The 24,144-nt window shown below is 62.2% G+C and carries 21 protein-coding genes and 2 pseudogenes; 10 read left to right on the forward strand and 13 right to left on the reverse strand.

The window, feature by feature from the left end:
* Positions 1 to 29: 29 nt before the first annotated feature.
* From AC0L2R_RS17645 to AC0L2R_RS17670, 6 genes are all read right to left on the reverse strand, one after another.
* Positions 30 to 1,133 (reverse strand): glycosyltransferase family 2 protein, encoded by a 1,104-nt coding sequence (locus AC0L2R_RS17645; RefSeq protein ID WP_473510496.1) that lies wholly within the window; start codon positions 1,131 to 1,133, stop codon positions 30 to 32.
* 284 nt (positions 1,134 to 1,417) lie between these two features.
* Positions 1,418 to 3,331: an ATP-dependent zinc metalloprotease FtsH gene (ftsH, locus tag AC0L2R_RS17650; protein WP_473510498.1), complete on the reverse strand. Its 1,914-nt coding sequence runs from the start codon at positions 3,329 to 3,331 to the stop codon at positions 1,418 to 1,420.
* A 244-nt stretch (positions 3,332 to 3,575) separates the two neighbouring features.
* A complete protein-coding gene (locus AC0L2R_RS17655; RefSeq protein ID WP_473510500.1) occupies positions 3,576 to 4,400 on the reverse strand; it encodes an ABC transporter permease in 825 nt (274 codons plus the stop codon).
* A 2-nt stretch (positions 4,401 to 4,402) separates the two neighbouring features.
* On the reverse strand, positions 4,403 to 5,683 hold the full coding sequence (locus AC0L2R_RS17660; protein ID WP_473510502.1) for an ABC transporter permease: 1,281 nt from the start codon (positions 5,681 to 5,683) through the stop codon (positions 4,403 to 4,405).
* A 5-nt stretch (positions 5,684 to 5,688) separates the two neighbouring features.
* Positions 5,689 to 6,738: an ABC transporter substrate-binding protein gene (locus tag AC0L2R_RS17665; RefSeq protein WP_473510504.1), complete on the reverse strand. Its 1,050-nt coding sequence runs from the start codon at positions 6,736 to 6,738 to the stop codon at positions 5,689 to 5,691.
* 5 nt (positions 6,739 to 6,743) lie between these two features.
* Entirely contained in the window at positions 6,744 to 7,919 is a 1,176-nt protein-coding gene (locus AC0L2R_RS17670; RefSeq protein ID WP_473510506.1) for an ABC transporter ATP-binding protein, read from the reverse strand.
* A 333-nt stretch (positions 7,920 to 8,252) separates the two neighbouring features.
* Between AC0L2R_RS17670 and AC0L2R_RS17675 the strand changes: the two genes are divergently transcribed.
* The 4 genes from AC0L2R_RS17675 to AC0L2R_RS17690 all read left to right on the forward strand — a co-directional run bounded on the left by AC0L2R_RS17675 (position 8,253) and on the right by AC0L2R_RS17690 (position 13,235).
* On the forward strand, positions 8,253 to 9,641 hold the full coding sequence (locus AC0L2R_RS17675) for an aminotransferase-like domain-containing protein (RefSeq protein ID WP_473510507.1): 1,389 nt from the start codon (positions 8,253 to 8,255) through the stop codon (positions 9,639 to 9,641).
* 42 nt (positions 9,642 to 9,683) lie between these two features.
* The gene (locus tag AC0L2R_RS17680) at positions 9,684 to 10,958 is read left to right on the forward strand and encodes an NAD(P)/FAD-dependent oxidoreductase (RefSeq protein WP_473510509.1); all 1,275 of its coding nucleotides are present in this window, start codon (positions 9,684 to 9,686) and stop codon (positions 10,956 to 10,958) included.
* Positions 10,959 to 11,220: 262 nt separating this feature from the next.
* Complete coding sequence (locus tag AC0L2R_RS17685) at positions 11,221 to 11,409, forward strand: hypothetical protein (RefSeq protein WP_123148143.1); 189 nt, start codon at positions 11,221 to 11,223, stop codon at positions 11,407 to 11,409.
* A 326-nt stretch (positions 11,410 to 11,735) separates the two neighbouring features.
* The gene (locus tag AC0L2R_RS17690) at positions 11,736 to 13,235 is read left to right on the forward strand and encodes a thiol-disulfide oxidoreductase (protein ID WP_473510511.1); all 1,500 of its coding nucleotides are present in this window, start codon (positions 11,736 to 11,738) and stop codon (positions 13,233 to 13,235) included.
* A 179-nt stretch (positions 13,236 to 13,414) separates the two neighbouring features.
* Here AC0L2R_RS17690 and AC0L2R_RS17695 read toward each other — a convergent pair whose 3' ends face one another.
* Both AC0L2R_RS17695 and AC0L2R_RS17700 read right to left on the reverse strand, forming a co-directional pair.
* Positions 13,415 to 13,816 carry a DCC1-like thiol-disulfide oxidoreductase family protein gene (locus AC0L2R_RS17695; RefSeq protein WP_473510513.1) on the reverse strand — a complete coding sequence of 134 codons (402 nt, stop codon included), beginning with the start codon at positions 13,814 to 13,816 and terminating at the stop codon, positions 13,415 to 13,417.
* Positions 13,813 to 14,001: a hypothetical protein gene (locus AC0L2R_RS17700; RefSeq protein ID WP_091599270.1), complete on the reverse strand. Its 189-nt coding sequence runs from the start codon at positions 13,999 to 14,001 to the stop codon at positions 13,813 to 13,815. The genes AC0L2R_RS17695 and AC0L2R_RS17700 overlap by 4 nt, the downstream gene beginning before the upstream one ends.
* Before the next feature lie 355 nt (positions 14,002 to 14,356).
* Between AC0L2R_RS17700 and AC0L2R_RS17705 the strand changes: the two genes are divergently transcribed.
* From AC0L2R_RS17705 to AC0L2R_RS17720, 4 genes and pseudogenes are all read left to right on the forward strand, one after another.
* A complete protein-coding gene (locus tag AC0L2R_RS17705; RefSeq protein ID WP_473510515.1) occupies positions 14,357 to 15,448 on the forward strand; it encodes an acyltransferase family protein in 1,092 nt (363 codons plus the stop codon).
* A 218-nt stretch (positions 15,449 to 15,666) separates the two neighbouring features.
* Positions 15,667 to 16,473, forward strand: coding sequence for a class I SAM-dependent methyltransferase (locus tag AC0L2R_RS17710; RefSeq protein WP_287121107.1), 807 nt, complete (start codon positions 15,667 to 15,669; stop codon positions 16,471 to 16,473).
* 139 nt (positions 16,474 to 16,612) lie between these two features.
* A complete protein-coding gene (locus AC0L2R_RS17715) occupies positions 16,613 to 16,918 on the forward strand; it encodes a hypothetical protein (protein WP_095496525.1) in 306 nt (101 codons plus the stop codon).
* A gap of 103 nt (positions 16,919 to 17,021) precedes the next feature.
* Positions 17,022 to 17,210: pseudogene (locus AC0L2R_RS17720) on the forward strand (endonuclease domain-containing protein); the annotation flags it as partial.
* Positions 17,211 to 17,308: 98 nt separating this feature from the next.
* On the opposite strand, the gene AC0L2R_RS17725 reads toward AC0L2R_RS17720, so the two are convergent.
* Together AC0L2R_RS17725 and AC0L2R_RS17730 are read right to left on the reverse strand one after the other, a co-directional pair.
* Positions 17,309 to 18,163, reverse strand: coding sequence for an aldo/keto reductase (locus AC0L2R_RS17725; RefSeq protein WP_473510684.1), 855 nt, complete (start codon positions 18,161 to 18,163; stop codon positions 17,309 to 17,311).
* Between the two features lie 153 nt (positions 18,164 to 18,316).
* Positions 18,317 to 19,326, reverse strand: a pseudogene (locus AC0L2R_RS17730) (Lnb N-terminal periplasmic domain-containing protein).
* A gap of 402 nt (positions 19,327 to 19,728) precedes the next feature.
* On the opposite strand from AC0L2R_RS17730, the gene AC0L2R_RS17735 reads away from it, so the two are divergent.
* Entirely contained in the window at positions 19,729 to 20,979 is a 1,251-nt protein-coding gene (locus tag AC0L2R_RS17735; protein WP_473510517.1) for a PQQ-dependent sugar dehydrogenase, read from the forward strand.
* 67 nt (positions 20,980 to 21,046) lie between these two features.
* The gene (locus tag AC0L2R_RS17740; protein ID WP_473510518.1) at positions 21,047 to 21,370 is read left to right on the forward strand and encodes a c-type cytochrome; all 324 of its coding nucleotides are present in this window, start codon (positions 21,047 to 21,049) and stop codon (positions 21,368 to 21,370) included.
* A 44-nt stretch (positions 21,371 to 21,414) separates the two neighbouring features.
* On the opposite strand, the gene AC0L2R_RS17745 is transcribed toward AC0L2R_RS17740, so the two are convergent.
* From AC0L2R_RS17745 to AC0L2R_RS17755, 3 genes are all read right to left on the reverse strand, one after another.
* Positions 21,415 to 21,807, reverse strand: coding sequence for a VOC family protein (locus AC0L2R_RS17745; protein WP_473510520.1), 393 nt, complete (start codon positions 21,805 to 21,807; stop codon positions 21,415 to 21,417).
* Between the two features lie 87 nt (positions 21,808 to 21,894).
* Entirely contained in the window at positions 21,895 to 22,623 is a 729-nt protein-coding gene (locus AC0L2R_RS17750; RefSeq protein ID WP_473510521.1) for a histidine phosphatase family protein, read from the reverse strand.
* Entirely contained in the window at positions 22,560 to 23,798 is a 1,239-nt protein-coding gene (locus tag AC0L2R_RS17755; RefSeq protein ID WP_473510523.1) for an MFS transporter, read from the reverse strand. Before AC0L2R_RS17755 ends, AC0L2R_RS17750 begins: the two co-directional genes overlap by 64 nt.
* Positions 23,799 to 24,144 lie beyond the last annotated feature (346 nt).

Genomic DNA, 24,144 nt, shown 5'->3' on the forward strand with positions numbered 1-24,144 from the left:
GCAAGCGCGCGAATAGAACGCGCCCACATTCACCAGCTGGTCTCTTCATAAAGCGGACGGAACTCGGCGTTCTTGTTGCGCATCCGTTTCACTCCAACCTTCATCCAGCGAGGAACCAGCCTGGCCCGGCAGTACATGTCGATCATGTTGGGCAGGCGGGAAATTGCCGTGCGCGGTTCCAGGACGAAGTATCTCTTCAGCAGGTCGCCGGCTGCGAACAGCCGTCCGCCGACCAAGGCTCTGATGGCAAGCCAATGGATCATATCGACCAGATGCGCATCGAGATCGCTGCCGAACTGCGGATATTTTTCGCGATACTCGGCAAGGACGATTTCACATGAACGAAGCATCTGCATGACATCGCTCGACATGTTGACGTTCGTCATCCGATAGCCCACCAGGTGCTGAGGCACGACACGGAATTCATAACTTTCCGCTATCCTGAGGCACATAAGAAGGTCCTCGCAGCCTTGTGCATTCCTGGCCCTCAGGGAAGGATCGAATTGTCCCGCCCGCTCGAATGCGGAGCGACGCAGCAGCATCGAACTTCCGTTGCCGACAAAATTCATTCTGCACATCCGTTGCAGAACGCGGCCATCGGCATCGGGTCGGTATAGTGAGAATACCCGGCCGTTCTCGTCGATTTGCGCAAACCAGCAATATGCCAGGCCCGCGGAAGAACCGCCTTCCTGCAGGGCGCGCAGTTGCAGTGCGATCTTGGAAGGGGCCCAGAGATCATCCGCGTCGACAAACGCCAGAAACTCGGCATCGGTAGAGGCCGCACCGCTGTTGCGGGCGTGCGCAACACCGGCGTTCGGCTGCCGCATCAGGCGTATGCGCCGGTCTTTCTCAGCACAAGAGGCGACGATCGAGGCGGACTTGTCAGTCGACCCGTCATCCACCACGACAATGTCCAGCGCCTGATGGTCCTGCTGGCAGATGCTGGTCAAAGTAGCGCGAATCGTGCGCTCGGCATTGAACATCGGCACCACGACGCCGACCGTGGCATTGTCCTGGATCATTGGAGCTTTCGTTTTCTCTGCAAGAGCCAGTAAACAACGCATGGCGCCAGCATTGCAATCACTACCGCTCTTCGATGATCGGGGCGAATTCGAGGCAAATGGGTCGGTCATTCAGCCTGGCTTATCCGAGCTGGCGGGTTCGGAGGGTGACGAAGCAACGCCAATCCGAAAAACAGACACCAGGGTCAGTCGCCTAACGCTGCCTTGCCAGCCTTTGCTAAACAAGCGATGACGCGGATTGGCGGCCGCCCTTGTGCGCCGGCCTGGCGTGCGAGAGGCCGTGCTGGTCCTTGTTGAATGATCATTGCCTGGGCGGCCATCTCGCTGACTGGCAGCGACACTATGCCACTGGGGAACCGGTCACCCGCGGCGGCGGCCTCGAGATCGGCGATGCATCACTCGGCGGGGCGCGAAAAATTTGCAGCCGCAGCCTTGCCTCGTCTTATCGGTCGCTTCCCCGATTGCGGTTCGGATGCCGCCGTGCGATCCGCTGCCGCGGCGTTTCCGACGAGCGATGCGAGCTCGGCCTCGCTGAGCGTCTCGATCTCGAGCAGCTTGCGCGCCGTCTTTTCCAGCAGGTCCCGTCGCTCGGTGAGGAGCCCGACGGTTCGCGAAAAAGCTGTGTCGACGATGCCGCGAACCTCCTCGTCGATAGCCTCGGCGGTGGCGTCGCCGTAATCGTGCTCGCGCGGACCGCCGGCAAGTGGGTTGGGGCTCAGGAAGGAGCGCTGGTCCTTTTCCAGCGCCACATGGCCGAGCTTTTCCGACATGCCGTAACGCGTCACCATGGCGCGGGCGATATCGGTCACTTTGGCCAGGTCATCGGCGGCCCCCGTGGACAGATGCCCGAACACGATCCACTCGGCCGCCCTGCCGCCGAGCAGCACCGCCATCTTGTTCTCCAGTTCCTCGCGGGTCATGAGGAAGCGGTCCTCGGTCGGCCGCTGGATCGTGTAGCCTAAGGCGCCGACGCCGCGCGGGATGATTGATACCTTGTGCACGGGGTCGACGCCGGGCAGCGCCATGGCTACCAGTGCATGGCCCATTTCGTGATAGGCGACGACCTCGCGTTCCCTCGGGTTCAACAGCCGGTTGCGCTTCTCGAGTCCGGCCACGATGCGCTCGACCGCATTGTTGAAATCGTCCATCGTGACGACATCCGCCCTCCGGCGCGTGGCGAGCAGGGTCGCCTCATTGACCAGGTTGGCGAGATCGGCGCCGGTAAAACCCGGCGTCAGCGCGGCGACTTTTTCGGCATCGACATCCGCCGCCAGCTTGGCCTTCTTCATGTGGACTTTAAGGATCTGGACGCGACCTTGCTTGTCCGGGCGATCGACCAGCACCTGCCGATCGAAACGGCCGGCGCGAAGAAGTGCCGGGTCAAGGATTTCCGGGCGGTTCGTCGCGGCGAGCAGCACGACGCCGATTTTCGGGTCGAAACCGTCGAGCTCGACCAGGAGTTGATTGAGCGTCTGCTCCTTTTCGTCGTGTCCGCCCATCATCGGGCCTGCACCGCGGGCGCGGCCCAGCGCGTCGAGCTCATCGATGAAGATGATCGCCGGGGCCTTGGCGCGTGCCTGCTCGAACAGGTCGCGCACTCGGGCGGCGCCGACGCCCACGAACATCTCGACGAATTCCGAGCCCGAAATCGAGAAGAACGGAACTTTTGCCTCGCCGGCAACGGCTTTCGCGAGCAGTGTCTTGCCGGTGCCGGGCGGTCCGACCAGCAGCACGCCCTTGGGCATGCGCCCTCCAAGACGGCCGTATTCCTGCGGGCTTTTCAAGAAATCCACGATTTCCTGCAACTCGGCCTTGGCCTCATCGACGCCCGCCACGTCGTCGAAGCCTACGCCGGTATTGGCCTCGACATAGACCCTAGCCTTGCTCCTGCCGATTTGCATCAAACCGCCCATGCCACCCGCCATTCGTCTCATCAGCAGCATCCACAAGCCAAAGAAGACGAGGATCGGGACGACCCAGGAGAGCAGGTCGCTCAGGAAGGTGCTTTCGATCTGGCCAGTGACGGTGACGCCGTGTTCCTGCAGCTGCCGCGCGAGATTAGGCTCGACGCGCGTGGTAATGAACAGCGGCTTGCCGTCCTGCGGCTGCTTGAAGCGACCCTGGATGAAGCGATCGGAAACCTGCACGTCGGCGATCTTGCCGTCGCGCAGCAGGGTCTCAAAATGGCTGTAGGGAATCTGCGCGACGTGCTGCGTGGCGGTGTAGACATATTGAAAGATCATCAGCCCGATGAAGGCGGCGATCCAGTACCAGACATTGAACTGCGTCTTCCTGTTGCTCATGTCCATGGCGTGTCCTCCAGCGTCATATCGATGCAGATCGCCGAACCGCCGCGGCTTCGAAGCGTGCCTTGGGAGAACGTCGGGGAGCGCAAAGTGTTGCAAAGGAATGCTGCAGGGAAACCTGGGATCGCAGTCCCCTGCGGCAGCTATCCACCCGCTCGCGACCGTCTTCTATGGAAATCGATCACCGATGGAGAGGGCCTGACGCAGGCAGGCCTATAGAAGCTCGGGCCGACCGCCGCACGGTCTTCTAGTCGATGCGCGGTCGCTGCTTGCCACGGCGGGCCAGAACATTGGCGACGATGAGCAGGATGATCGACAGTGCCATCATCAGCGTCGCGGCGGCGGTGATTGCCGGGCTCAGCTTCTCGCGCAGGCCGATGAACATTTCGAGCGGCATGGTGCGCTGATTGGCGCTGGCCAGGAACTGCGCCACGACGACCTCGTCGAACGAGGTGACGAACGCAAAGGCCGCCCCTGACAGTACGCCGGGCAGGATCAGCGGCAGCATCACCCTGAAGAACGATGTGATGGGTCTTGCGCCGGAGATGGCGGCGGCGCGCATCAGATTGCGGTCGAAGCCGGAGAGGCTCGCCCCCACCGTGACGACGACGAACGGACTGGCGAGCGCGGTATGCGCCAGGATGATGCCGGCATAGGTGCTGGCGAGGCCGACGCGCGCATAGAACAGATAAGAGCCGACGGCGGTGATCACCACCGGCACGATCAACGGCGACAACAGCAGCGGCATGACGATGCGGCGGCCGGGAAATTTTTCGTCGGAAAGTGCGATCGCCGTCAATGTGCCTAATATCGTTGCGATCAGCGTCGTCCCGAAGGCAACGATCAGGCTGTTGCCGATGGCTGCCTGCCAGCGCTGGGTTCCGAGCACGACCTCGTACCAGCGCGTCGAAATTCCCTCCAGCGGAAAGATGAAGAAGGCGCCGCTGTTGAACGACAAGGGAACGGGAATGAGGATAGGCACGAGGAGGAACAGGATCACCATGCCGCACCACAGCCAGAGCAGGGTGATGCGGATTCTTTCGCCTGTCGTTGGATAGGGAGATAGCAACATGGCTATACCAGCTTGAGGCGGTCGAGGCCGAGGATGCGGGCGAAGATGCCGAACAGCGCCAGGGTGAAGACGAGCAGGATGAAGCTGAGCGCCGCCGCCATCTCCCAATTCAGTTCGACATTGACATAGCTGGCGATGAAATTGCTGATCAGCTGGTCGCCGGCGCCGCCGATCAGCGCCGGCGTGATGTAATAGCCGAGGCAAAGGATGAAGGTGAGCAGGCAACCGGCCATGACGCCCGGAAAGACCTGTGGAAGGTAGACGCGGCGGAAGGCGGTAAAGGGTTTTGCGCCGAGCGAATAGGCAGCCTTCATCTGCGAGGGCTGGATGGTGCGCATGACGCTGTAGATCGGCAGCAGGGTGAACGGCAGCTGGATGTGAGTCATGGCGATGATCAGGCCGATGCGACTGTACATCAAATCGAGCCGGTCGTCGGCGACGCCGAGCCACAGCAGCAGGTCGTTGACCAGGCCGAATTTCTGCAGGAGCACCGTCCAGGCCGCGGTTCGCACCAGGATCGACGTCCAGAACGGCAGCAGCACCGCAACGATGAGGATTGCGGCGAGGCCCTTGGGCACGGAGGCGATGAGATAGGCGAGGGGGAAGCCCATGACCAGCGTGGCCAGCGTCACCGCTGCGGCGACCAAAAATGTGCGCATGAACACCTGCACGAAGATCGCCTGTTCGGGTGGCACTCTTTCGATGCCGCCATCGGCATTCCAGCGCAGGTCAAGCGCGCTCAGCAGATAGAACGACGTCACGCTATGGGTGCCGCTCTCGATGACCGGCCATGTGCCCGGCGCCGACCAGAACGGCACCGCTTTCATCACCTCCAGCGGCGGCCGGTCGGCAGAATCCAGTTGACGCACCGTCTTGAGCACCTGGCTGCGCGCGCCGGGCAGGCGAGCGTTGAGGCTCTTGGCGAGTTCGTAGGCAGTGCCCTTGGCCTGATTGCTGCTGAGATCGGCGGCAAGGGCCAGGAACGCAGCATCGTCGGGCAGTCCGGTGCCGTTCCAGCCGCGCAATGCCTGGCTGGTCTGCGGCAGTGCGTTGGCAATCGTCGGATCATAGACGGCGCGCGACAGAAGCAGGATGATCGGGATGCCGAAGCTCAATGCCAGCAGCACCAGCAAAGGTGCCGCCAGCGTCAGCGATCGCAGGCGGTCGCCGAGATCGGCGCGGCGAAGTGCTGCCGCAACCGACTTTGCTGCGCCGGAATCGGCGGCCGACCAGTCGCGGCTTGCCCGCGGCCGGTCCAGTTTCGTGGGCTCGAGCGCCGACATTTTCCCTACTGCGCGAGCCAGGCGTTGAAGCGCTTGACCAGATCCTCGCCATAGTCGCCCCAGAATTCGGTATCGGCGACCAGGTAAGCGGTCATGTGGTCGGGTGCGTTCGGCAATTTCCTCAGGGCGTCCGGCGCGACGAAGGACGCCGCATCGATGCGCACCGGCCCGTAGGTGATGTAGCTGGCGAGCTTGGCGTTGATTTCCGGCTGGCTGATATAGGCAAGGTATTTGTAGGCCAGATCCGGGTTCTTGGCGCCCTTCGGAATGGCGATCATGTCATATTCGAGGATCTGGTTGTTCCAGACGATCTTGAACGGCGCCCCGTCCTTGTCGATGGCGTTCTGGATACGGCCGTTCCAAGCGGTGGTCATCACCACTTCCTTGGATGCGAGGAGCTGCGGCGGCTGTGCGCCGGCATCCCACCAGACGATGTCCTGCTTGATGGTGTCGAGCTTCTTGAAAGCGCGGTTGACGCCTTCGGGGGTTGCCAGCACCTCGTAGATATCGGCCGCCGCGACCCCGTCGGCCATCAGTGCCCATTCGAGGTTCTGTGCCGGAAACTTGCGCATCGCGCGCTTGCCCGGAAACTTCGTCGTGTCGAAGATGTCGAGCACCGAGGTTGGCGCCTCCTTCAGCACGTTGGGGTCATAGGCAAGGACATCGCCATAGGCGTCGAGACCGACGCCGCAGTCCAGCGCCGAACCTTCGATGAACTTTTCACGCGGGGCGATCCTGGAATAGTCGAGCCGCTCGAGAATGCCGGCGTCGCAACCCTGCAGCACGGTCGCGGTCTCGACAGTCACCAGATCGATCGGTACGTTGCCGGTATCGACCATCGCTTTGACCTTGCCAAGATCGCCAAGATATTCCTGCTCGACGATCTTGATCCCGGTTTCCTTGCTGAACGGCTCGAACCATGCCTTGCGCTGGGCATCCTGCCAGGCGCCGCCGCTGGCCATGATCGAAAGTTCGTCGGCGAAGGCGGCATTTCCCATGGTGATGAATGCTGTGGCTGCCGCGAAGGCGAACAGCCGGGCTTTTGTGATTTTCATTGTTCTTATTCCCCTGTTTTCGAGATGGAACCGCCCGTTCCGGCATCGGCCGGAAAGGCGCGGCAGTCGGTGGACGCGCAGGAAACCGTGACCGGCTCCCCGTTGCCCATGGTCGCTTCGGGGCCGACCTTGACGGTCAGCACCTGGCCGCTTTCCAGCTTGGCCAGAAGACGCTGGTGGTCCCCGAGATAGATGCGGCCTTCGACCGTGGCGGCTAACGCATTTGCTCCGTTCGAAGCGGGCGCAAGCTTCAACCGTTCCGGGCGGATGGCGACATGGCAGGCTGCGCCTTCGGCGACGCCGATGGCCAGCGCGGCGACCGAACCGCCGCCGTACAGCGCGACGCGGCACTCCTTGCCGGAGACGCGCTCGACCTTGCCTTCCAGCGTGTTGTTCTCGCCGATGAAGCTGGCGACGAACGAGCTCTCCGGCGTGTTGTAGAGATCGTCAGGCGAACCGAGCTGGGCAATCCCGCCATTGTTGAACACGGCAACGCGGTCCGACATGGTCAGCGCCTCGCTCTGGTCGTGCGTGACATAGACGATGGTGACGCCGAGCATGGTGTGCAGCTGCTTGATCTCGATCTGCATGTGCTCGCGCAGCTTCTTGTCGAGCGCGCCGAGCGGCTCGTCCATCAGCACCAGGCTTGGCTCGAACACCAGCGCGCGGGCGAGCGCGACGCGCTGCTGCTGGCCGCCGGAAAGCTGCGCCGGCCGCCGGTCGCCGAACTGCCGCAGCCGCACCATGTCGAGCGCGCGGCCGACGCGGGAGGCCACGTCCGCTCTGGTGGTCTTGCGGACCGAGAGCGGGAAGGCGACGTTCTCCTCGACGCTCATGTGCGGAAACAGCGCGTAGTTCTGGAACACCATGCCGATGTTGCGTTCGTACGGCGGCAGCCTGTCGACCGACCGGCCCTCAAGCGTGATGACGCCGCTGGTCGGCCGTTCGAAGCCGGCAAGCATGTTGAGCGTCGTCGTCTTGCCCGAACCAGAGGGGCCGAGAAGGGTGAGGAACTCGCCGCGCGCCACGCTGAGGTTCAGCCGTGTCACCGCGAACGTGCGGCCGTCATAGGATTTCTCGACATCGGCAAACTCGACAAATCCCTGGCCACCATTGGGGTCGTCGGCTTTGAGGCGGCCGCCGGCATTGGCCTTCGGCGGACCGGCGCTGTCGCGTGACATGCCTGTCGCTTCGGCCTTCACGGGCGGAAATCCGTTGAGCGCCGGCAATGGCCGCTTGTCGAAACGAGGTGGTGCTTGCCGTCCATGTGCCGGTCTCGCTTGACGCTGGCCGCGCAAGGCGGCAAACCAAACTTGTATGCTCACACAATCGATCGCTAAAGAAGCATAGATGCAGACAAGTTTGCCCGTCAAGCGGCATTCTTCGGTGTTGTGTGAGATTTTTCAGCCCGGATTTTGGAATCAGGCACCGGACAAGCACTATTGTCCGGAGGATTGTCTTATGCTAGATGCGCCGGTAGCCAGAGCCTCAACACACCGAAACCGCCAATCCGCATGCTTCAGGACCTGCAACTCGCCTCGGAGGAAGGCCCAGTCTACCGGCGCCTTGCCGACGCTATTGCCGAACGGATTACAGCCGGCACGCTTGCAGTTGGAGACCGGCTGCCGCCGCAGCGCGAGATTGCCCGCGCGCTTGGCATCAACGTCACCACGGTGACGCGGGCGCTATCGACGCTGCAGCAGCGCGGCCTGCTCGAAGCGCGGCCCGGACGCGGCACCACGGTGGCTGCCCGCAACGGCGGCGAAGGACCCGGTTTCGTGTCGGCGCCAAGCGACGACAGCGGCGTCATCGACCTTTCCGTCAACCGGCCGGCAACCTCGGCCTATCTCGATGCCCTGGCCCTGCTGCTGCCGCGCCTGGCCAAGGACCGGCACTACGCTACGCTTCAGGACTATCACCCGCCCGAGGGGCCGCTGTGGGCGAGGGCGGCGATCGCCGAGTGGATGCAGCCGGTCGCCGGCGCCGGCGATCCCGGCCGGGTGGTGCTGGCGGCGGGCGCCCAGCATGGGCTGGATTGCGTGCTTGGCGCGGTGGCCAGGCAGGGGGAGGTCGTGCTCGCCGACGAAGTGACCTATCAGGGCATCAATGCACTGTGCCGGGTGCATGGGCTCGATCTCAGAGGCATCGCCATGGACCGTGGCGGCATGCGGGCCGACTCGTTCGAGGCGGCCTGCGTGCAGTTGCGCCCGCGCGCGGTCTTCCTGGTGCCGACCCTGCACAACCCGACCACCATCACGCTGGGCGAGGAACGCCGGCACGAGCTGGTGACTGTCGCCCGTCGCCATAACGTCCTCATCATCGAGGATGACGTCTATCGGCCGCTGGCGGACAATCCGCCGCCGTCGCTTGCCAGCCTCGAGCCCGAATTGACGGTTCACATCGGCGCCTTGTCGAAATGCCTTGCCCCGGGACTGCGCCTCGGTTTTGTGATCGCGCCACGCGCCATAGCCGGCCAGGTCGCTGCGGCTTTGCGCATAAACTGCTGGAGCATCAGCCCTCTGACCGCGCTGATCGGCGCACGGCTGATAGAAGAGGGCTCGGCGGCGCGCATCATCGAAGCCCAGAAGCAGGAGCTTCGCCAGCGCCAGGCCATCCTCACCGAAATCCTCGGCCGCTACGATGTCCAGAGCCACGCCACCTCGACGCATGCCTGGCTGCGCCTGCCGGAGCCGTGGCGCGGCGCGGGTTTCGCTCGCACCTGCCTGGAACGTGGCGTTGCCGTTCTTCCCGGCGATGCCTTCGCGGTCGGGCGCGAGCCGGTGCAGCACGGAGTGCGCATCAATGTCGGCGCCGCGCGCTCGCTCGACGATCTGCGCACCGCGCTGAACACCATGGCCGAACTGCTCGCGGCCGGGCATCTGCAACTGCCTGGCTTCGTCTAGACCATGATCCCGAAAAGTGGGGGCCGGTTTTCGGAAAAGATCATGGTCAAACAAGAAGATACGGTCGTGGCAGCAGCGGAAACCGTTGAAATCGCCATTGTCGGCGCTGGCGCTATCGGGCTGGCGACGGCGCTCCGCCTTGCCGCCGAGGGCCGCGAAGTCTTGCTTGTCGACCCCAATGAGCCGGGCTCCGGCGCTTCGTTCGGCAATGCCGGAACGATCGCCGAATATGCCTGTATGCCGGTCGGCAATCCGGCCGTTCTGCGCGCGCTGCCAAAACTGCTGCTCGATCCAGACAGCCCTTTTTCGCTGCGCTGGCCGGCTCTGTTCCAGTTGGCGCCGTGGCTGGTCAGTTTTGTCAGAGAGTCGCTTCCGGCGGCCACCCGTGCCAATGCGCTGGCACTCGCCGGGCTTCTGGCCGAGGCCCTGCCGGCCTGGGAGGAGATGGCGAAAGAGGCCGATATGGTCGACCTGCTGCGCCGCAACGGCTGCCTCTATTTGTATCGTCGCGAGAGCGGTTTCGCCAGGGCGGCCGGTGGCAGGGCGCTGCGCGCCGGGTTTGGCGTGCATCAGGAGGTTCTGACGCCGGCAGAGGTGGCCGCGCTGGAGCCGAGCCTGCCCACGACCGGGGCCAGCGGACTGTACTTCCCGGATTCGATGAATGTCACCGATCCAAAGACGCTGATGCGGCGGCTGCTCGATGCCGCAACCACCCGCGGCGTGTCGGTGGCACAGGCTGCTATATCAGGGCTGCAGGTCGAGGCGGACGGTGTCAGGCTCAGCGGTTGCGGCCTTCGCGTCAGGGCGAATACGGTGGTGATCGCCGCGGGTGCGCAATCGCGGGCGCTGGCCATGCAGGCAGGCGACGGCATCCCGCTCGAGACCGAACGCGGCTATCATCTCGAATTCCCGACCGAAGCGCCTTTGCTCAATCGTCCGGTCTGTCCTGTCGATCTCGGCTTCTACATGACGCCGATGACCGGCCGGCTGCGTGTCGCCGGAACCGTCGAGCTCGGCGGGCTTGCAGCGCCGGCAAATCCGCGCCGGCTGGCGCTGCTGGATCGCGGTGCCAGGCAGTTCTTCCCCTCACTCGGCCGGCCCTCATCCGAATGGCTCGGGTTCCGGCCGTCGCTGCCCGATTCCCGGCCCGTCATCGGTCGGTCACGTGGCAGCCCCAGGGTGATCCATGCGTTCGGTCATGGTCATCTCGGCCTCACTCTGGCGCCGATCACCGCCCGCCTGGTCGCCGACCTGATTGCCGGACGCGGCGACCCTGACTGCCTCGCGCCCTTTGCGGCGGACCGCTTCGGTGCATGAAGGTAGGTCGGCGTCGCCGCGGTAGCGGAGCGTGTAAGCTTGGGCAGGCGTTCGGCAATCCAAGCAAAAACCCGCCCCGGTCTCCGGAGCGGGTCTGTTGCCTGAGGCGGAACTCAACACATGTCCGCAGCCGCAAGGTCACCTCGCGATGCTGAAGATCTGGTTAACCCGCCATATTTGATTCAAATCCAGCTGTGGATGTTCGCCTTTGGGTAAATCGAAATGGGCCATCCTTGTCCAGCGGCGGGCAAAAGGAGAATCCATGACCAGTGACTTTGCCGCAGCCCACCTCCATCTTGAACGAGCCTGCCACTATTTGCGCGGCGATGACGAGACGAGCAGCGCGGCGCGCGCCGCCCTGGACATCCTGATCGATGCAATTGCCGCAGCCCAGTACAAGCGTCCGCCCGCTGACGTGGTGGAATTTCCCAGAACGGCAAAGCAGCGTTAGTCGGCGAAGCGCGGCGCATCCGCAGGATTAATGCGCCGCTTCAAGTTCTTGTTTTCCTACATGTCGTTGTCTTGACATGTCGTTGTCCTGATACTGCTGCGCGCCCTCGGGCCAGGCCCGAGGGCATGCCTTAGGCGACATGCAGCGGCGGGCGAAACAAATGGAGCGGACGGCCAGTTCAAATTAAACGCATCCCGCTTTGGGTCCGCCGTACCTCTCCCAATGGCTGATGCTCGGCAGCAGGAGCTACCGACGACGGCGGATTGACTCTTACTCTGCGCTCGTGCTGATGTTGCAGTGCAACATAGGGCAGCGGGGGCTAACTGGTGTTTATTGGGCAGCAGCAGTATTCAAGCGCGACACCGATATGGAACGTTGGTCGCAGCAAGATCACGAAAGTCAGAGGATGGGACGATACATTTGACGGGTTGACCGCATTTGCCCCGTTCTGGGCAATGGCGGCGATCTTCAGTATCGCCGGTGATATCTACTCCATGCTTGGCTACAAGGGGCCGCTGTTTGCCGCTCTGAGCTGGTCGGTCGTCCTGTTCAGCCTGCTACTCCTGCTGTACCCGCGGCGAACCGAGTTCTTGATCGGGCTCGTGATGGTATCGCTTGTGCTGTACGCGCTGCGCATGCCGGTCGCTTCGAACAACAAGACGATCACGGCGGTGATGAACGGGGCTATCCTGCTCAGTGTGGCAGTGCTCTATCTGCGGGCCGCCGGCCGCGGCGCCGCGCTGGCCCGGATGGAGCTTTATCAACAGATCCGGATCGTCGCCCGGGCGCTGCTCGCCATCATGTATTTCTACGGCATCTTCCACAAGATCAACACCGATTTCCTCGATCCTTCCGTGAGTTGCGCGGTGGGCCTCTACGCTCCGCTGGCTCGTCCGTTCGGCCTCGAGGACAATCTGTTTGGCCGGTATCTTGCGATCTTCGCCACCTTCGTCATTGAGGCGATTGCGATCGTGTCCCTCTACTGGAAGCGCTATTTCGCCGTGGGGTTCATCCTCGCGCTCGTCTTCCATTACGTGATCCCGATCTCGGCCTATTCCTGGTACATGGACTTTTCCAGCCTGGTGTTCGCGCTGTATGTGCTGAGCATCCCCACGCCCGCCAGCGAGGCGCTCTATCGCACCTCGCTGGAGTTTACCAATCCGCTGCGCGAGACGTTCGGCCGGATCGGGATCTTGCTGCCGGGCGCGGCCGTGATGCTGGTCGCGGTCACTCTCGTCATTGCGCTCACCTATGCTTTTCCCGGGCGCTCCTTCGACATGATGGTCCACTCCGTCTGGATCCTCATTTGGGCGGTAGTGGGCGGCGCGGCGATGGTCGTGCTGTCCCATGTGGCCCTGCAGAACCTGCCTTGCCGGACCGTCTCCTCGCCGCGCCAGCCGCTCTGGGTCTATTTGGTGCCGGGCTTGTTCTTCCTCTCCTGCCTGTCACCCTATGTCGGGCTCAAGACGGAGAGTTCCATCAACATGTTCAGCAATCTGCACACCGAGGCCGGCCAGACCAACCATCTGCTCTTTCCCAAGCCACCATACATGTTCAACTATCAGAACGAGGTGGTGAAGATCGTTGATTCGTCCGAGCCCCATCTCGTCCGCCAGTCGCGGGCGGGCAATTACCACGTCCTCCTCGATGTGAAGAAACAACTGCGCCGGAAGCCCGAGGCTTGGGTGACTTACGTGAAGGATGGTGAGACGATTACCCGCGCCAACGCGTCGACCTTCGCAGGCGAAATGCCCAGCCTCCTCGAACGCAAGTTGCTTGTGTTCAAGCTGGTGGATTTCTCGCGGCCGAAGTCCTGCACCCACTGAGCGCCGCTCTCACGGAAACTGGTAGATGTCGCCGGGCAGTCTGGCCATCCATTTCGCCGGGAACTGCCCGAGCGCGTCGCGATTGCAAGGGACACGCGGCGCTTTAAGTTCATGTCGTTGTCGCAAAACCGCTGCGCACCCTCGGGTCAGGGCCCGAGGGCATGCTTTTGTGACATGCTTTAGCGCCGTTCGAGGTCGGCAGGGATCAGCGAGCGGCCGCGAAGCCTCAGGGTGGCCCGGCGTCCGAGCTTGAGCGCCGGATAGATCAGCCGCGCGGCCGTCCTGTTTGAGAGAATCCTGCGGTTGAGCCAGCCGAAAAGCGTCGAAGAGGAACTGAGGATCGCCATGAGATTGATGGCCTCCTCGCCGTGGTAGACGCGATCCTCGAAAACGAAGAGCATGCCCTCGTTCAGGTCGAAGCCCTGGTGCTGAAACTCGACAACGCGCGGGTCGCCGGAGCGCGCGTCGAGCAGCTCGACAGGACCGACCGCGTCGCGCAGCCGGGCAAAGCGGACATAGCTCTGGCAGAAGATGCAGTCGCCGTCATAGACGATAAGCGCCGTCTTGCCGGGGGGCTTCATTGCAGCGTCGGATCCTGACTGTGCCCGATTGGTGCTTCTACGGAGCTATCGATCGCGCAATTGCCGTAGAATGCGCAGCCGGAGACGACGGGCAGATTGCTGAAGGCGTCGAGGATGGCGACGAGCACCAGCCCGACAATGCCGAGCATCAACATTTTCTTGTAGGCGGACAAGTCGCGAAGCATCTTGGTCCTTTGCTGCTTGAATCGGACCTGGTCGATCCTTGGTCAAAGCGCGATCGATTTCAACAGCCGGCTGGCTGCAAGAACGGCAGCCCGTGCCGGCCAAGGTTTCCTATCGCTTGAGCTGCCATAGTCGGCACCAGCCTGTTATTGTGCAACGCAACAATGAGTGAAGATCGGCGGAAAATCAAGCGGAATGCTGAATTTCGCCGACTTTTGCGACATTGCATCGGCGGCAACCGGCAATGCGGACCTCCGAGCCAATTCGCACTTGCCACACAGTATGATGCAATGCACAATCGCCATCGAAACCGAAGGACCGGGCCGGCCGATAAGCCGTATCCAGGAAACGCTGAAGTTGAACCTGCCCACACGTGAGACCTGGCTGGACACTGCCAAGGGCTTGGGAATCACCCTCGTCGTCATGGCCCACGTCCTCGACCACAGCACCTGGCGATGGGCGCACCCGATTTACTTTACGGCATCGCTGTTCTTCATGCCGTTCTTCTTCATCATATCCGGCTACCTTTTTGCCGTGACGGAGAGGAAGGCGCTTTTCCGGAAGCGCGTCCAGGGCCTGCTCATTCCCTATGTGATGTTTCTCGGCGCGATCATGGCGAGCGTGCTCGTTGTGGACTTTTTGCGCGGCGACACCCCGGCGCCCTGGCAGATCAGGGAACTCATCACCGACGCGCTGCTGGGCGGACGGCACCTGACGCGCGAACTCGGCGTGTTCTGGTTCGTCACCTGCCTCGTCGCCACGCAACTCGTCTACAACGAGGTCGCGATCAGGACCAGCGGACCGACCGATCCCGGAATGCTGATCTTCGTCGGCGCATCCGTCGGCCTCGCCTATTCAATCCAGGCCTACTGGCAGGAGGTGCGCGCGCCGCTGGCTCTGACGAACGTGCCGCTCGCGATCGGCGCATTCTGGTTCGGACATTTCCTGCGCGAACGCGGCATGAGCGCGCTGTGGTCGGCGGTGTTTGTCGTGGCGGTTGCCGGGGTTGCGCTCGCGGCGGCGCGGTCGGGGTCCGACTTTACCTTCAGCATGAAGAACGCCATCTTCGGCCCCCCGCTTCTCGGCCTGCTCGTTGCATTGGCGATCTCGACCTTTATCCTCGGCCTCGTCCGCTTCATGGCGATCTCGACCTTTATCCTCGGCCTCGTCCGCTTCATGGCGATGCCGAGCTTGCGCATCGCTCCGTTGGCGGAAATCGGCGCAGCCTCCCTGGTGATCATGTTCGTCCATCAGTTCGTTCATTTCACGCTGCGGGACTTCGGAATGTCTTCCGAGTTGGCGCTGATTGCCCTGTCGCTCGGACTTCCCTATCTGCTCTATCGCGGACTGAGATCGTCCCGGATACTGTCTCCCTGGTTCATCGGAAGCGGAGACCTGGCGCTCAGCATCCAACTGATGAGGCGGAGCCTCGCGTTCCGGGCAGGCTGAGCACGAACGCGTCCAGGCGACGGCAGCAGCGGTTTGCTTCCGGATCGGAGCTGTCCAGCGCCCAGATCGTCTGCCTTGCCGGCCCGGGGCCGAGCGTGCGCGTGTCGGCATCCGAGTACGATCCCCCGGACAGATCTTCCTGGCCCCCTGTTCCCGCGAGGGCGGCGGGCGTATTCTCACGGTCCGACGGGTCGAAATCATCAGGGGAGGAGATTGCGATGGCTGAGGCAACGCGCCACGACGCCTGGCAGGCCGGGGATAGCTACGACCTCTATATGGGGCGATGGAGCCGTCAGATCGCTCCACCGTTCCTGGATTGGCTCGATCCGGCGGAGGGTCTGGACTGGCTGGAGGTGGGTTGCGGAACCGGGGCGCTGTCGGCAGCCATCCTGGCCCGTTGCAATCCCAGGAGTTTGGTGTCCATAGACCCGTCGGAGGGTTTTCTCGCCAAGGCGCGGGCAAACGTGCCGGACAAGCGTGTCGCGTTTCTCGCAGGCGATGCGCAGGCCTTGGCAGTCGAATCGGGCAGCAAGGACATGGTCGTGTCGGCGCTTGTTCTCAACTTCGTTCCCGACAGGCAAAAGGCGCTCGCCGAGATGCGGCGGGTGGCCCGCCCTGGAGCGACGATTGGATTCTATGTGTGGGATTATCCCGGCGGCGGGGTGGAATTCATGCGGGCCTTCTGGACCGCTGCGACGGCGCTTGACCCCGGTGCCATCGACCTTACCGAAGACAGGCGTTTTCCATTTTGCACACAAGATGGATTGACCGATCTCGCGGAGAAGGCAGGCCTGGGCTCCATCGACTCCACCCGGATTGAAATGCCGGCCGTGTTCAAGGACTTTGAGGACTACTGGCGCCCCTTCACCCTGGGTGCGGGACCGGCGCCCGGCTACTGCATGAGTCTCGACCCCGCAGCTCGCCAGAGATTGATGGAGAGGCTCCGCGACAGTCTGCCGCGTGGCGAGGGCGGGTCCATTCCCCTGAAAACGAGAGCCTGGGCAGTCAAGGCGAAGGTGCGCTGATGACCGGCAGCCCATGTCGCACCAAACCGGCAGGCGGCCAATCATAGACTGCCGGCGCAAAGTTCGGGTTGACCGGCCTTGTGCGCGAAGCGACTATTCGTCTGGACAGCCGAGATGCAGATTGTGCGAGGAGATTACGATGGACGAGCCCGATCGCTGGCGTCACATGTCGAGCGCGCCAAGGGATGGCAGCCGAATCCTGGTCACAGTTCGGCCGTCTGAGCAGGGGCCAGCGGAAGTCGACCTGGCTTACTGGTCTCGAGCCGACCAGTTCGGCAGTGAGGGGTGGCGTGCTTCCGACTCGTCGCCCGGACGCGTGGTTGAATACGCCGAACCCGAGCTGAAGTGCTGGATGCCGCTGCCAACCGCCAATCTGAGCAAGGGTTCAATGCCGAGCCCTTGGGACGAAGAAGATGTCCCGCTGCTGGATGGATCGGGGATATGAGGCTGAGCGCGATCGTCACAGCTGCCAATCTCCCCCAAGTGGGGGAGATGTCCGGCAGGACAGAGGGGGGCGCCGTAGAGTGCCAACCTCAATTTCCGATTGCAAGAAGCTCGTCGTCGAAGTCGATGGTTCGCAGCATGCCGACGCCAATGCAGGCGACGAGGCAAGGACAAAGCGTCTTGAGCAAGACGGCTGGACTGTGCTGCGCTTCTGGAACGACGACGTCATTCGCGGCATCGACAATGTCTGCCAGCATATTGTGATCGAGGCAGGGCTCGCCGGTACGACTTGATACGCCGGCGGGACAGCGCCCCCCTCTGTCCTGCCTGACATCTCCCCCACGAGGGGGGAGATTGGCAGCTCCGCTGTCGGCTCCCTTCTCTCAGACCCTCAGAACAGGAATGCCGCCGTGGCCGGGTTCGCGCCGGTACGGCCGGCCGATGAATCCATGCTTCGGATGAGCTCGAGGTCCTTTGAATCCAGCTCGAAATCGAAGACGTCGAAATTGGCGGCAATCCGGTCCTGGTGGATCGACTTTGGAATGACGATCAGCCCTTCCTGAAGATGCCAGCGGATGATCACCTGCGCCACGGACTTGCGGTGTTTTGCGGCGATCTTTTCGAGGGTCGGGTCGCTCAACAGCCGGCCGCTGCCCAGCGGGCTCCAGCTTTCGATGCGGATGTTGTGCGTGCTGTGAAATTCTCTGGTCTGGCGCTGTTGAAACCGGGGATGGAGTTCGATCTGGTTGACTGAGGGTGTGACACCAGTCTCGCCGATGATCCGCTCCAGATGGTCGTGGTTGAAATTCGAAACGCCAATCGACTTGGTCCGGCCGGATTGCCTGAGTTCGATCAGCGTCTTCCACGCCTCGACATATTTGCCCTGGCTGGGCACCGGCCAGTGGATCAGGAACAGGTCGATCTGCTCGATGCCCAGCTTGTTCATCGTCTCGTCGAAAGCCCGCAGGGCGGCGTCACGCTGATGCGCGCCGTTGCGCAGCTTCGAGGTGATGAACAGCTCGCTTCTCGGCACGCCAGCCGTGCGGATCGCCTGCCCGACGCCCTCCTCGTTCTGGTAGCCTTCGGCGGTATCGATCAGTCTGTAGCCGGCCTCGATTCCCCAACTCACGACTTGGGCCGTAATGGCTGGATCGACCTGCCAAACGCCAAGGCCGATCTGGGGAATAGCTGAGCCATCATTCAATGTGATCTGCGCAGCTTTAGTCAGGGTAATTTGTTCAGGCATGCTCAGGTCCTTCTGCATCGCTCCCGCCCCGGCGCAGTGCTTATCTAGGCGCGGCGTCCGCCAATGCGAGTCGACAGGTGGAGAAAGTAGAAGTGCGCCGTGAAGCCGGGATGAGATCCGGTTCGAACCGCCCAGCATTTCCAAACATGGAGATCAATAAATTGGACCGGGGGATGGCACGCCAATCCGGATCGATCTCGAAAAATCTGGCGAAAGGCCCGACTCCCGCGCACGGCCGTCAATGTGGGCTGCCTCCCTCAAAACCGACATCGGCAAGCTGACATCGAGCGCACCCCGTGCATACGCATATTCGGGGAGATAGCCGTTAACGATGAGGCGCCAGTCAAGAGGCACCACGTCACCGACGGCTCGCATCATCTTGACGATCGTGGTCGTGCAGTTCGTCGTGATGGAATTATAGAATTCTGGAGTCGTGGAAAGTGCATTTGCGTCCAAGACGTATTCCAGCAAGAGCGCCCGGGCCGCTTCCGGTGACACTTTTAGCCGATAGATTTGGACATCCTCTCCACGAACGTTTGACCTGACGCCGACGACGTCTCGCTCATCAGCCGCAATAATGACCAGGGGATTGCTCTTGAACAGGTCTGCCATGGGTGAAAACTTGCCGCCTCATGGCGCCGCACCTCAATCGACCAGGCAAGATAGTCACCTCCTGCAAAGCCGAAGCTTATGATGACATGGGCGATTTTGGTCCCGGACCAATAAGACATGAAGAGATCCACCGTCTGAAGGGTGGAGGGGTCGTAGGTCCGCGTTGTCCAGCGTTCGGTGAAATCAGTAGCGCTACGCCACTCGAAGTCGCGCACATCAGTCAGCGTCAACAGGTTTCCGTCGCGGGTGCCGGTTACCTGACGGGCGACGTCGGGCGCCCAGTCCGCGTGATCGAAAGGCCTGATGGTGCTCCACCAAACCAGAACCACAGCTAACGCAGCTGCAAACAGGACAAGCGCCCTGATGCGAAACCGGCTGAAGAGGGCGATGATAGTGGCGAGGCCGAACAAGATGAACAGGACGCCGGCCAGAGCCCGTCCAAGCTCAGCCACAGGCAGACGATACCACATGGCAAGTCCGGCCCAGGCAGTCAGGATTGCGACGGCCAGCGAAAGGATGATGGCAAGCGAGATCCGAGCGATGCGACGCATCTATTCCCCCTCTGGCGGGCCGCTCGCTGGTGGCCTTGCATTGCCTGGATGCCATTTTTCACCGACGTCCGAAGGCAGCTCTATATGGCGATATTGGAGCACATTCGGGCTGTTGCGCCAAATCGGCGCCCGCCCGGGCAGCCGATAAGAGGACTGGTTGAAAAGCCCCGGCCAGCTTGCCGTTCATCGTTGGTACCCGGCGGGCCGACATGTTATGCTGTGGCGGCAACCGCTGCAGCCCCAGGTGACTGTCAGGGGGATTGAGTTAGGCAACGCTTTCGGTCGTTTGGTCCCGACCGGAAGATCGTGCTCGGCGCTGGAAATTTCGCACAAAAGCAACCGCCCGCAACGTTGTGTCTGACTGCCACAGATGCCGCGAAGCTGGCCACGTGGGAGGATATCGTGATCAAGAAACTGGCTTTCGTTTTGTCATGCACTGCCGCCCTTTGCGTAACGTCCGCCTTTGCGCAGGACGAAAATCTCGAGAAACTTGGCGGCTTCAAGACGACCGGCACACCGATGATGGAGCCGATCCCGCAAACCGGAGAAAACGCCGAAGCCCTCAAAGCCATTGCAGCGAAGGTCAAAGTCCCGGATGGTTTTAAGATCTCTCTCTATGCCATCGTTCCCGACGCGCGTCATATCGCCGTAGGACCGCAGGGCGTGGTGACCTTCGTCGGTACCCGCAAAGAGCTGGTCTACTCCATGACCGACCGCAACAAGGACCGCGTCGCCGACGACGTGAAGGCCTTTGCGCCTTCGATCAAAATGACGGTTCCGAACGGCGTCTGTTTCTCGAGGGATGGCCACCTCTACGTCGTCGAACAGAACCGCGTATTGTGGTTCCCGGCGGCCGAGTTTTTCTATGAAGGTCCCGATGTCGCGGCTTTCCCGATCGTGAAGCAGGGCGAGCTGATACCCGCATCCAACGAGAGCTACAATCACACGGCCCGAACCTGTCGCGTCGGGCCTGACAACCGCATCTATATTACCATCGGCCAGCCGTTCAATGTGCCAGCCCCCGAAGTGCTCCCGGAATTCGAGAAACTCGGCATCGGCGGCATCATAAGCATGAAGCAGGACGGTACCGACCGCAAAATTTATGCGCGCGGAATGCGCAATCCCCTCGGCCTGGATTTCAACCCAAAGGACAAGACACTTTGGGTGAACGACAATCAGGTCGACGGCATGGGCGACACCATTCCCCCAGGTGAAATGAACCGTGTTACCGGACCGGACCAGAATTTTGGCTTCCCCTGGTATGGCGGCGGCAAAGTTCGTACGGTTGAGTACAAGGGCGCAACAGTCCCCGAAGGCGTGATCTTCCCGGAGGTCGAGCAAGAGGCTCACGCGGCCGATCTCGGGCTGTCGTTCTATACCGGCAAGCAGTTCCCCGAAAAATACCGCGGCGGCATCTTCTCGACCCAGCACGGCTCGTGGAACCGCGTGGACCCGGTAGGGGCTCGGGTGATGTTCACCTCGCTCAAGGCGGACGGCACGGCGGACAAAGCTGAAGTGTTCGCTGACGGCTGGCTGAACGAGAATGGCGAATATCTCGGCCGTCCTGTCGATGTTCAGATGCTCAAAGACGGTTCGCTGCTGGTGTCCGACGATTTGGCCGGGGCCGTCTGGCGGATTTCCTACGGCGATTAAGCGACTGGCCAGGCGGCAGCCTTCTGCTGCTGCCTGGTTTGCTTCTCTATGGATAAGGGAGTTCGGGGTGAGGCGTTTGATCGTCAGTCTGGCCACGCTCTTTGCCTGTTCGTCGCTTGTGCAGGCCGGAGGTGATGCCGCTTCGGGCAAAAAAGTCATGCTGAAGTGCCAGGTTTGCCATGGCAAGGACGGCATCGCCAAGCTGCCCGACGCGCCGAACATAGCAGGGCAAAAGGAGGCTTATCTTGTCAAGGCGCTGAACGCCTTCAAGACAGGCGAGCGCAAGAATGAGCAGATGACTGTCGTGACCAAAGGCTTGAGCGATGAGGATATAGCTGATGTCGCCGCCTATTATTCATCGATCAAGATCACCGTTCAGGTTCCGCCATGAGGCCAGCTCGCAGACGTCCGCCGCCTGGCTACGCCACCGAGCGATCACGGGTTCCATCCGCCGCTGCCGTACTGACGGGTAATGATCTCGAGCAGATGACCGTTGGGGTCCTCGAAATAAACGCCGCGGCCGCCGTCGTGGCGATTGATCGCGCCCAGCTGCGTCCGGCCAGGATCAGCCCAGTACGGCAGGTTCCGTTCACGAATCCTGCCGAAGATCTCGTCGAAATCGGCTTCGCTGACCAGGAAGGCGTAATGCTGCGGCCTGATTTCGCCTGAGGTATCCATGTAGTCGAGGTTGGCACCGTTTTCGGTGGTGACCATCTGGAAAGGCCCCCAGCGCCTTGGGGCGGGAAGGCCAAGCATTTCCGCCAGGAATTTTGCCGACGCCCCGCTGTCGCGGGCCGGCAGTATTGTATGGTTGAAATCGATAGCCATGCCGTCACTCCCTTCGATCTCTCCTCGCACGTCGTTGTTCCGCGACTGAAGCGATGCTGCACGAGATGGGGTCGAAGGCCATGATGCTCAAGCCGTCGTGGCAACCTGCCCGATGACCTGCACGGGGTCAGCTTCATGAATACGGACGATGATCATTTCGCCGCTATCCGGCACCTCGCCCGTCAAACCGGTGATGTTGACCTGATGCGTGACAAGCACGGCAGGTCCGCCGAAACGCTGCCCGCGGAGCCAGGCCAAAAGGGCAGCGGTGCGCACTTCTGCGGCCGAACTGTCGCCAAAGAAGGAATTGAGCAGCTCAAGAGGCACGACGTCGCCGATCCCGAGCAGGCGAGCGGTATCCAGGCAGCGACACCACTGGCTCGAATAGACGGCTGCCGACGAGATGCCGTTCGCACGGAACAGGTCGCCGATCGCGCGGGCCTGCGCACGACCTTTTTCCGACAGATTCCGTTGGGTGCTGCAGTCACCGAGCCTGAAGCCAGGCGGATCGCCGGAGCCTGGGGCCGCGGCATGGCGCAGCAGCGCAATGGCTTCTCCGGATCGCAGGGCTGCCCAGAGTGGCCCGGAGGCTTGGGCCGTGCCGAAGGCAGCCGCTCCGAGCGACAGGACAAGAAGTTGCCGACGTCCAATTCGCATCCTGCTTCTCACCTTCCGATTAGCGTCTGACGCGGACCAGCACTTCATTCCGTAACTAGCGACATAAATGTTGGTGTCGACGATTTCAGGGCCGATCAGGAGCTGGAAAGATTCCAGCCGCGAGACAGGCCCCGCGTCAGCCTCCGCGACACCCGCCACATCAGCAAGGCGGCGGCCAGGCTGTAGACGCCCATCAAGGCCAGTTGCAGCGAGTAGTCGACGCCGGCGTCGATCAGGTATCCGGTGATGCCGGGACCCATCGCCGAGGCCAGAACCATCACGGCCACCACAACCGAGCGGATCGCGCCGAGATGCGCGGTGCCGTAGATCTCCGGCCACATCGCGCCCTCCAGGGTCGAGGAGAAGCCGTAGCTGATGCCAAGCAGCGCCATGAAGACGAAGATGGCGAAAGGCGCCGTCAGATAGGCAGCCGCGAAGCATGCCAGCGCCAGCGGCAGAAGGAATAGAGGCAGCAGCTGGACCGCCGAGAAGCGGTCGATCAGCCACCCGGCCAGAAGCGCAAAACCCATCGTCGTGGCGGACAGGACGGCGAAGCCGCTGGCGAAGAGTTGCAGCGGCCAGCCCCGGAGCTCGGTTAGATAGACCTGGTGAAAGAAGATGGTCGTGCCGACGAAGGCGGGAGCCAGAACCCCCAGGCAGATGGCGTAGAACGTCGGATCGCGCAGGACTTCAGTCCGCGTCCAGTGCTTCACTGCGCGTTGCGCCCTCGGCTGGGCCTCGCTCTGCGGATTGCGTTCCTTCCGGACCAGCGCACAAACCAGAGGCAAGGCCACGACCAGGATGAAGGCTGCGCAGACGAACCAGCTTCCCCGCCAGCCGACGAGGCCGGCCACGAGGACGAACAGGAAAGGCAGCAGAGCGCCGCCGACATGAAAGCCAAGCGTGACGACCGAGACGGCGCGGCCCCGGTTCGCGGCGAACCAGCGGCCTGTTGCCGTCAGAGCGGTCTGGGTCATCATCCCCTGGCCAAAAAGGCGCAGCAAATAGAGCGCAAGGAGCAGCGTTGGCAGCGAACCGGCGAACCCCATCGCAATGCTGGCGCAGGCTAGCATGAGCATCGTCGCGATCGCCATGGTCACTGTCGAATACCGGTCCAGCGGCCGCCCAAGGAACGGCAGGGTCGCCGCGCTAAGCAGCGTTGCCAGCATGTAAATCCCGCCGAACTCGCCGTGACTCAACCCGAACGTCTCGCGGATACCGCCGTTCGACAAGGCGATGAAGAAGGTCTGCCCGAAGGACGAGACGAGGGTCAGCAAAAAGGCGCCCGCGAGCCAGCGGACATTGTTGACGACGAATGCACTGAAGGACTGCATGATCCCTTTGTTTCTCGATAGAGTGCGCGCTTCCTGTTCGTCTTTATCGGCCTCCGCTGCCGGAGGATATCGGCCAGTTCCGCTTTGATCAGAGGCCTGGCTTCACGTTCGAGCCGGTCGAACTTCCATGCCGATTACCAACCAGCCAGTCCGACTTCGGCGTCCTCGCCACTCTGCTTGCGAGTGAAGTCAGTCGGACGCCGTCGCGCTCTTAGGTCAGGCACTCAAAGGCATCATGCCTCTCGCTCAAGCTCAGGTTCGCTATCGTCTCCTTCTTCCCCTCTCGGATTGTATTTGCGGACACCGTCGAATGAGAAAGGCTTTTCGATGGAAGCCGGTCATTCGG

The organism is Mesorhizobium sp. WSM4820 (assembly GCF_055811075.1).